This window comes from Streptomyces sp. NPDC059564, assembly GCF_042735575.1.
Classification (GTDB): Bacteria; Actinomycetota; Actinomycetes; order Streptomycetales; family Streptomycetaceae; genus Streptomyces.
The window spans coordinates 1-8134 of sequence record NZ_JBHWBP010000346.1 but is presented as its reverse complement, the minus strand read 5'-3'; the positions used below and the strand labels follow the sequence as shown (position 1 = coordinate 8134).

General features: G+C 75.2%; 7 protein-coding genes. 4 read left to right on the top strand and 3 right to left on the bottom strand.

What is annotated here, in order from left to right; all coding sequences use genetic code 11:
• Positions 1 to 2: 2 nt before the first annotated feature.
• Together ACFV0Q_RS34505 and ACFV0Q_RS34500 are read right to left on the bottom strand one after the other, a co-directional pair.
• Positions 3 to 1355: a PepSY-associated TM helix domain-containing protein gene (locus tag ACFV0Q_RS34505; RefSeq protein WP_385010907.1), complete on the bottom strand. Its 1353-nt coding sequence runs from the start codon at positions 1353 to 1355 to the stop codon at positions 3 to 5.
• On the bottom strand, positions 1328 to 2563 hold the full coding sequence (locus tag ACFV0Q_RS34500; RefSeq protein WP_385010905.1) for a hypothetical protein: 1236 nt from the start codon (positions 2561 to 2563) through the stop codon (positions 1328 to 1330). Before ACFV0Q_RS34500 ends, ACFV0Q_RS34505 begins: the two co-directional genes overlap by 28 nt.
• A gap of 65 nt (positions 2564 to 2628) precedes the next feature.
• On the opposite strand from ACFV0Q_RS34500, the gene ACFV0Q_RS34495 reads away from it, so the two are divergent.
• From ACFV0Q_RS34495 to ACFV0Q_RS34485, 3 genes are all read left to right on the top strand, one after another.
• Positions 2629 to 3240 carry a rhomboid-like protein gene (locus tag ACFV0Q_RS34495; protein WP_385010903.1) on the top strand — a complete coding sequence of 204 codons (612 nt, stop codon included), beginning with the start codon at positions 2629 to 2631 and terminating at the stop codon, positions 3238 to 3240.
• A 101-nt stretch (positions 3241 to 3341) separates the two neighbouring features.
• Complete coding sequence (locus tag ACFV0Q_RS34490) at positions 3342 to 4136, top strand: tyrosine-protein phosphatase (protein ID WP_385010902.1); 795 nt, start codon at positions 3342 to 3344, stop codon at positions 4134 to 4136.
• 119 nt (positions 4137 to 4255) lie between these two features.
• Entirely contained in the window at positions 4256 to 6175 is a 1920-nt protein-coding gene (locus ACFV0Q_RS34485) for a hypothetical protein (protein WP_385010900.1), read from the top strand.
• Positions 6176 to 6290: 115 nt separating this feature from the next.
• Here ACFV0Q_RS34485 and ACFV0Q_RS34480 read toward each other — a convergent pair whose 3' ends face one another.
• Complete coding sequence (locus ACFV0Q_RS34480) at positions 6291 to 6947, bottom strand: DUF5701 family protein (RefSeq protein ID WP_385010898.1); 657 nt, start codon at positions 6945 to 6947, stop codon at positions 6291 to 6293.
• Positions 6948 to 7126: 179 nt separating this feature from the next.
• Between ACFV0Q_RS34480 and ACFV0Q_RS34475 the strand changes: the two genes are divergently transcribed.
• Positions 7127 to 8023, top strand: coding sequence for a metal-dependent hydrolase (locus tag ACFV0Q_RS34475; RefSeq protein ID WP_385010897.1), 897 nt, complete (start codon positions 7127 to 7129; stop codon positions 8021 to 8023).
• Positions 8024 to 8134 lie beyond the last annotated feature (111 nt).

The window sequence follows — 8134 nt, the reverse complement described above, 5'->3', positions numbered from 1 at the left end:
CGTCAGCCCTGCGGCGCCGCGGCCGCGGTGCGGCGGTTACGGCGGCCCGCCACGAAGCCGAGGGCCACGTCGACCGCGAGGAAGACCAGCAGGCTGATCCCGAGCAGCGGAACGAACCAGCCCACGACCGCCGTCACGCAGGCGAACGGCAGCAGGACGGTCACCGGCAGCTTCCGCCAGGCACCGCGCGGCTGCGCGCGGCCGACGGAGAGCCGGCGGTCCTTGGTGGGCCGGCGCATCCACCACATCTTGTAGCCCCACACCACGAGGAACATCACCGCGAGGGCGAGCGCGGCCAGCGCGAGCTGGTTGGCGATCCCGAAGGTCAGGCCCATGTGGAGGTCGATGCCGAAGCGGGTCAGCTGCGCGAGCAACGGATAGTCGGCGAAGCGCAGTTCGTCCATGACCCGGCCGTCGGCGGGGTCCACGGCGACCGAGTCCAGGTGCACCGGCAGCGTCTTGTCGTTCTCCTTGACCACGTAGCCCTTGCCGTTGGCGGGCAGGGTCACGCGCAGGCTCTCGGTGACCCCGGCGGCCCGGGCGGCGGCCACGGCCCCGTCGATGCCGATGTCGGCGGTGGGCGGCGGCGGGGGCATCTCCATGCCCTCCGTCATGACGTGCCCGGCGTGCTCGTCGGAGCCCGCGGCGGCGCCCCCGGTGAGGGCGGCGGCCACCGACGGGGTGGCACCGCCGAGCCGGTCCTGGAGCTGCCCGATGTTCTCGCCGGCGTAGCGCGACCAGGTCAGACCGGTGGCGGAGAGGGCCACGAGGCCGACGGCCGCCCACAGTCCGACGGTGCCGTGCCAGGACAGGACGCGGCGACGGCCGGTGGCCTTGCGGTCGGGACGGACCAGGTCCGCCCGGCGGGAGCGGCGGCGGCCGAACCACAGGGCGACGCCGCCCAGCGCGACCACCCAGAGCCAGCTGGCCGCGAGTTCGCTGTAGTTCCGGCCGAACTCGCCCAGCTGGAGGCTGGAGTGGAACTCGCTCAGCCAGGCGCGCAGCGGCAGCGCGTCACCGGCGGTGGTGAGCTCCCCCCGGACGTCGGCGGTGTACGGGTCGACGAACACGGTGAGGGTCTCGCCCTCCTCCAGCCCCGGGCGCTGCATGATCACCCGGGTGGTGGCGTCGGCCTCCGGCGCGGGCCAGACGCCGGTCACCTTGCCTTCGGGTACGGCGCTCCGGGCGGCCTTCACCTGGGTGGCGAGCGGTACGGAGGCCTCGCCGACGTGGGGAACCGTCAGCTGGTCGCAGTAGAGGATCCTCTCGGCCTGCCACGAGCCGGCGTACAGCAGGCCGGTGGTGGCGGCGAGGAACAGCAGCGGGGCTATGAGGAGGCCCGCGTAGAAGTGCATGCGCAGGAGCAGCGGGCGCAGGGCGGCCCAGCCGCCGGCGCGCGCGGCCGGCGGCGGGGCCGGTGCCTCGGGTTCCCGTGCGGGGACGTCTTGGAGCTCGTCGAGGGACATGTGGGTCCTAAGGGGTTGGCGAAGACAGGGGTGGGGGGCCCCGGGTCTCGCCCGCCTCGAAGGAGGGTGCGCCGGTCAGGCGCGGGCAGGAAGACCGGGGGCCGTGGTGCGGGTGTTCCCCCGCCCGGCGGCCCCCGGCGGACGGCGGTGTGGGCGTGCACGGCCCCGCGGAGCCGGCGCGGCCGTTCGTACGGAGGGCAGTGCGCGGGCGGCGCCGGTACGAGGGCCACCCGGGTCCGGACCAGCGCGAGCGCGCGGGCGAGCGGCCGGGCGGCGAGCAGCGCGGTGGCGCCGAGGGCTCCGGCCAGCCGGAAGACGGCGGCCTCGCCCCGAGCCAGCCACAGGGCGCAGAACAGCCCGGCGAGCACGTGAGCGGCGATCATCCCGACCCCGCCGTGCCCGGCCATCGCCACGAGATCGGCCAGACCGGCAGCGCCGTGACCGGCCATGTCGCCCATCCCGGCCCCGCCGTGCCCCGCCATGCCGGCCATCGAGCCGCTCATCGACCCGGCCGTCATGTCGGCCATCGAGCCGCTCATCGACCCGGCCGTCATGTCGGCCATCGAGCCGCTCATCGACCCGGCCGTCGCGTCGGCCATGGAACCGCTCATCGCGCCGGGCAACGTGTCCGGCATCGAACCGGTCATCGCGTGGCCCATCGACCCGGGCATCGCGCCCGTCATGACGTCGCCCGTCCCGGCCCCCTGCGCCATCGCGCCCGGCAGGCCGGCCCCGCCCGCCGGCCCGTGCGGGGCCGGGCCGGGCACGTGGTGGTGGCCGGGCATCGGTTCCGGGAGCGCCGTCGGCAGCCGCGCCGCCATCGGCATCGCCGCGTGCGCGCCACTGGCGGAGAACGCGAGGTGCAGGGCCGCCTGGACGCCGAGGAGGGCCGCGCTGATGCCGGCCGGACCGCAGCGGCGTCCCGTAGCCGGCCAGGCCAGCGCGGCGATCACCGCAAAAGCGCCCAGAAGCCACCCGAACGGGATGTCCATCCCGGACATGGACGAATGCCCCACCGCACCCAAGGCCACGCACACCGCCGCGAACATCGCGGCCCGCGTGGCGCGCATCGGGGCGCGCTGCCTGGAGGAAGACATGTCCCGGTCATGCTCCCACGGGGCCCGGTGCCGGGCACAACGGGGCCGTATCCGATCATGGACGGGTGAACCCACTGCCATGGTCATGGTCATTGCCGCTGGGCGCCCTCTACACCGGCGGCGTCCAGCTCGGCTCCCACGCCCTGGAGCGGCTGGATCCGGCGGAGCGGGAGCGGGTGCTGCGCGCCTGCTCCACCAACGTCGACAATCTCGACTCCGGCCGCTGGGAGACCCTGCTGACCAGCGCGTTCGTGGTCGAGGAGCCCATGCCGCTGCCCTACGCGCTCCTCCTGGTGGCGGTACTGGGCTACGCGGAGTACGCGTACGGGGCCTGGTGGACGGCCGCCGTCTTCCTGTTCGGGCACACCACGGCGACCCTCCTCGTCCACGGGGCACTGCGCCGGACGGCCGACCCCGAGACCCGGCGCGCCCTGGACGTCGGCACGAGCTACGGACTCAACGCGGTGCTCGGCACCCTGACCTCGGCCCTGCCCCGCGGAGCGGTACGCACCACGGCCCGGGCGGGGCTGCTGGCGCTCGCGGCACGGCCCGTACTGCGGCGGGAGCGGACCTTCACCGACGTGGGGCACCTGGTGGCGCTGGGCCTCGGCATCGGGGCCTCGCTCGCCGTCGATTGTCTTTCCCGATCGAATCATCGGAAAATCGCTCTTACGTGACCTTGGCCTGTATACGGCGATTGCCGTGAATGCGGTGAATCTTCCGAGCAGCGCAAATGACACGAGTCAGTAACCCCCGCACAACCGCTGGAGCCGCCACGATGACCGCCACGTCCTCCACCACCGTCGCCAACCTGCGCGACCTCGGTGGCACCCCGCTCGCCGGTGGCCGCACCGTCCGCCCCGGCCTCGTGCTGCGCTCGGGCGCCCTCGACCGGCTCGACCTCGACGCCGACCCGGCGGTGGCCGCACTGGGGCTGCGTACGGTCATCGACTTCCGCAGCGGGCCCGAGCGCGCCGACCACCCCGACCGGATACCGGCGGGGGCGCGGCTGCTGGTGCGGGACGTGCTGGCCGACCGGATGAGCGAGGGCCGGATGCCCGCCGCCGCCCAGCTCAAGGACCTCCTCGCCGACCCGGTGGTCGCCGAGGAGCACCTGGGCGGCGGCAAGGCCCAGGCCCTGTTCGGGTCGGTGTACCGGTCCTTCGTCGGCACCGGCTCGGCGCACGCCGCGTACCGGACGCTGCTCACCGAGGCCGCCGACCCGCAGTCGGGCCCGCTGCTGTTCCACTGCACGGCCGGCAAGGACCGTACGGGCTGGGGCGCGACGGTCATCCTCGCGCTGCTCGGCGCGGACGAGGCGACCCTGATGGCCGAGTACCTGTCGGTGAACCCGGCGGTGAAGGAGGCCTTCGCCCCGATGATCGAGGGCTTCACGATGGCGGGCGGGGACCCGGACATCGCGCTGGCGCTGATCGGGGTATTCCCCTCCTACCTGGAGGCCGCCCTGGACGAGGTGCGCGTGCGCTACGGGTCCATGGAGAAGTACGTAGGGGAGGGCCTGGGCGTTCCGGACGAGACGGTCGAGGCACTGCGCGCCAAGCTGATCGCCTGATCCGCGTGGCCGGCCGGCCCTCCGGCCGGTCCGGCCGTCATCCCGGAGGGACCCCGGTTCGTCCGAACGTGTGCGCTGGGGGCGGGTGACCATCCGACGATTCGCTCGTTCTGCTGAACGTGACTGCGCCGGATACCGCCACCCGCCCCCTCGCCCCCGACGTCGAGCAGGCCGAGGCCGCCATCGTCGAGCACTACCCGCGGCTGGTGCGGCTCGCCTATCTGGTGCTGCCGCCCGCCCTCGGCCGCAACCGGCGGGTGCTCACCGCCCATTCGCTGACCCAGCGGGCGCTGCCGCGCGGCCGGCGGGGCACCCTCCCCGGTGACGTGCCGGGCGGGGTTCCGGCGCAGCGCGGCGGGCTGGGCGGGCCCGAGTCCGGGTACGCGTACGTACGGCTGCGCGTGCTGCGCGCCGCCCTGGAGGCGGGGATCCCGCTGACGTTCCGGACGCTCCCGCTGCGCGGTCAGCTGCCCGCGCCGCTTCCCCGGGTGTGGGGGCTGCGGCTGTTCCCGCGTGCGGGCGGGGCCGAGGAGCTGGCCCTGGACCAGTGGCTGGCCACGCTCAACGGCCCGGGCCGGGCGGCCTGCGTGCTGCGGGCGCTGGAGGGGCTCACGGAGCCGGAGGTGCTCCGGGTGCTCGCCGAGGCCGGGGTGGCGGATCCCGCGGCGGCGGTCGCGGAATCCGGGGATCCGGCGCACGACGCCCTGTTCTCCTCCCCCGAGTTCGACCCGTGCGTGCTCCAGGCCCGGCCCACCGACCTGCTGCGCCGGCGGCGGTTCGCGCGGGCCTCGCTGGCCGCGGCGGCCGCCCTCGCGGTGTGCGGGGCGCTGCTGGCGCTGCCCGGCGGCGGATGGGGCTCGGACGGGCCCGCGGCCCCGCTGTACGCGCGGAACGCGGCGGCGGAACAGGCCCTGGACCCGGGGCGGCTGGTGCGGGCCGAGCCCGCGGTCTGGCGTACGTCCTCCCGTACGGACTACTCCGCCTGGCCCGCGCGCGGCGACCGCGCCGACGACACGGAGCTGCTGCGCCGGGCGCTGGCCGTGTGGGCCCGCCCCGGCAAGGCGGTGGTGGTCTCGGCCACCCCCGGCACCCCGTCCGGGCCGCCGATGGGCCCGCCGCAGCTGCTGTTCGCGGGCACCGTCGACCAGGCCGTGGTGGTCCTGCTCCACGACGGGCTGCGCGTGGTCCGGTACGCCGAACCGCGTGCGGGCACCGCGGGCGCGGCGCTGGACTTCGCCCGGACCGACGGGGCCTCGGCGGACACGGCGACGGGCCTGGTGCTGAGCCGGGTCGACGGCAACGTCCGCTATCTGACGGCCCCCTGGGTCACCGGCGCCGCCCTGCGCGACCTGCTCAAGCCCGCCGAGTCCCCGGCGGCGCTGAAGCTCGCCCCGGACGGGGTCACCCCGCCCCTGCTGGGCCCGGCTCCGGGCGGGAACTGTACGAGCTGGAACGCCCTGTCGCTGACCGGCGACGGTACGACCCGGCTGGTCACGGACCTGGGCGAGCTGACCCCGGCCCGGCTGACCTCGGGCGCCCCGGGCGCCGTGCGCGACGTGACGGAGGCGGCGGAGCTGGGCGAATGGGCGCGGATCGCGTGCCTGCTGCCCTCGGTCCGCTCGCACGGGGTCCGGACGGTCAACGCCTGGACGTACGCGAAGCAGCCGCTGCCCGAGGGCGACGGGACGGCCACCTGGCTGTGCACCCGGGCGGAGACCTGGCAGGGCACGGCCGACCGGGTGCAGGCGCAGTTCCTGGCGCCGGGCGCGCCGCTCGCGGCCCAGGCGGCCAAGGCGGAGGGCTCCCCGGCGTGCGGGCCCCGGGAGCCGCGGGTGCTGGCCGGGGTGCTGTGGAAGTCCCGCGCGGGGCAGTGGTACGTACTGGCCGCGGGCAGCGCGCAGTTCGCCTCGCTGTCGGTGTCCGGCGGGGCGAGCGGGGCCGCCACGGGCAACCGGCTGGCGGTGAAGGCTCCCGAGGGTGCGCAGGTGGACCTCTCCGGGAAGCTGACGGACGGGACGAAGGCCGGAGTGCTGCGCTAACCCCGGCCCCGGCCCTCGCCGGCCCCGGACCCGCCGGACCCGGTCCTCGCCGGTCAGTCCGGCTGCCGGCCCGGCCGTGCGGCCGGGGCGGTCCGCGCGCCCCGGCCGGACGGGCTCAGTGGGCGCGGCCCGTGGCGGAGGCGAAGCCCAGCCAGGTGTGGCGGTTGCCCCACCAGCACCAGCCGACCTTGGGGGCGTCCCGCCGCTCGCGGCCGTCCCGCCCCGTGCCGTTGCTGATCCAGATCGCCGGAGTGCGGGCGTCCGGGACGCCGTTCGCCTTCCGCAGCCGGGAGCCGATGGTCATGAAGCAGCGGTTGCGCTCCAGGACCGCCGGCTGCTGGAGGATCCAGTGGATGCCTTCGGTGAGCAGCAGGGGCGTACGGCCCTCGCCCGTGAGGGCGGGCAGCGCCTCCTCCGGGCTCCAGTCGGCCATGCGGTCGCCGCGGTCGACGCCGGTGACGAGGTAGAGGGGAGCGTCGGGAAGCGCGATGCCGTCGGGGGCGAAGCGGTCGACGTCCGGCATGTCGACGACGACGAAGCCGGGCTTGCCGTCACGGCGGAGCAGCGGTGCGAGGGCGGAGGCGGGAACGCGGTCCGGGTGGACGGCGATCAGGGCGTCGCCGTGCGCGCCGCCTGCCTGCTCGGCGAAGGCGCGCAGCTCGTCGGCGGGAATCCCCGCGAGCTCGTGCACACCGAGCCGGATCAGGTGTTCCGCCTGGGCGGCGGGCGACGGGAGGGGTGAAGCGGGGGCGGGGGCCGGGGTGTCGGTCAAGCCGTTCCTCTGTTCGTGGTGCGGGCGGCCGTTCGCGGCGCGGACGGCGGGTCACCTGTGAACGCGGCCGCCCGAAGGAACGTTCCCGTCGCGGCGGCGAATGGCAGCGCGTGGCAGCGCGTCCACATTGGCGGTGCAGAGGGGTTTTCCTCTCCCGTACCCATCAGTACATTGACGCCATGTCTAATACGCCGCTCGCGCCCGCCCCCGTGGCGACGGAACACATAGACCTCCACGCGCGGAACGTGTCCTTCTCCTGGGAGGACACCCCGCTCCACTGGCTGCCCGGCGACCCCTTCGCCGGGCACACCATCAACGTGCTGCACCTGCTCCTGCCCGCCGGTGAGCGCTGGTTCGTGCACGTCTACAAGCAGGTCCTCCCGTACATCACGGACGAGCGGCTGCGGGCGGACGTCATCGGCTTCATCGGGCAGGAGGCGATGCACGCCGCCGCGCACGACGACGTACTCCCCCACCTGCGGCGCCTCGGCCTGGACCCGACCCCGTACACCGCGCAGGTGGACTGGCTGTTCGAGAAGCTGCTCGGCGACCGGACCCTGCCGCCGGGCAAGGCCCGCACGTGGTGGCTGATGGAGCGGGTCGCGACCATCGCGGCGATCGAGCACTACACGGCCTTCCTCGGCGACTGGGTCCTCAACGCCGAAGAGCTGGACCGCCGGGGCGCGGACCCGATGATGCTGGACCTGCTGCGCTGGCACGGCGCGGAGGAGGTGGAGCACCGCTCGGTGGCCTTCGACCTCTTCATGCACGTCGACGGCACCTACCGGCGCCGGGCCCGGACCTGGGCCACCGCCTTCGCCGCCCTGGTCTTCCTCTGGCAGCGCGGCGCCCGCTTCTTCCTGGAGAACGACCCCTCGCTGCCCGCCGCCAAGGCCTCCCTCGGCCAGTTCTTCCGGTCCGGGCAGCAAGGGGTGCTGCCCTCGGCGGGCGCCATGCTGAAGTCGATCCCGACCTACCTCTCCCGTACGTACCACCCCTCGCAGGAGGGCTCGACGGCCCAGGCCGTGGCCTACCTGGCCACCTCCCCCGGCGCGGGCGGCGGGGTGCGGCCGTGAGGCGGGCCCTGGCCGTCACCGCGCTCGCGGGAGCCGCGGTACTCACCCGGCGGGCGCTGCGCGGGCGGATCTCCCGCTCCCCGCTGTGGCCGCTCCCCGCCCTGGAGAAGC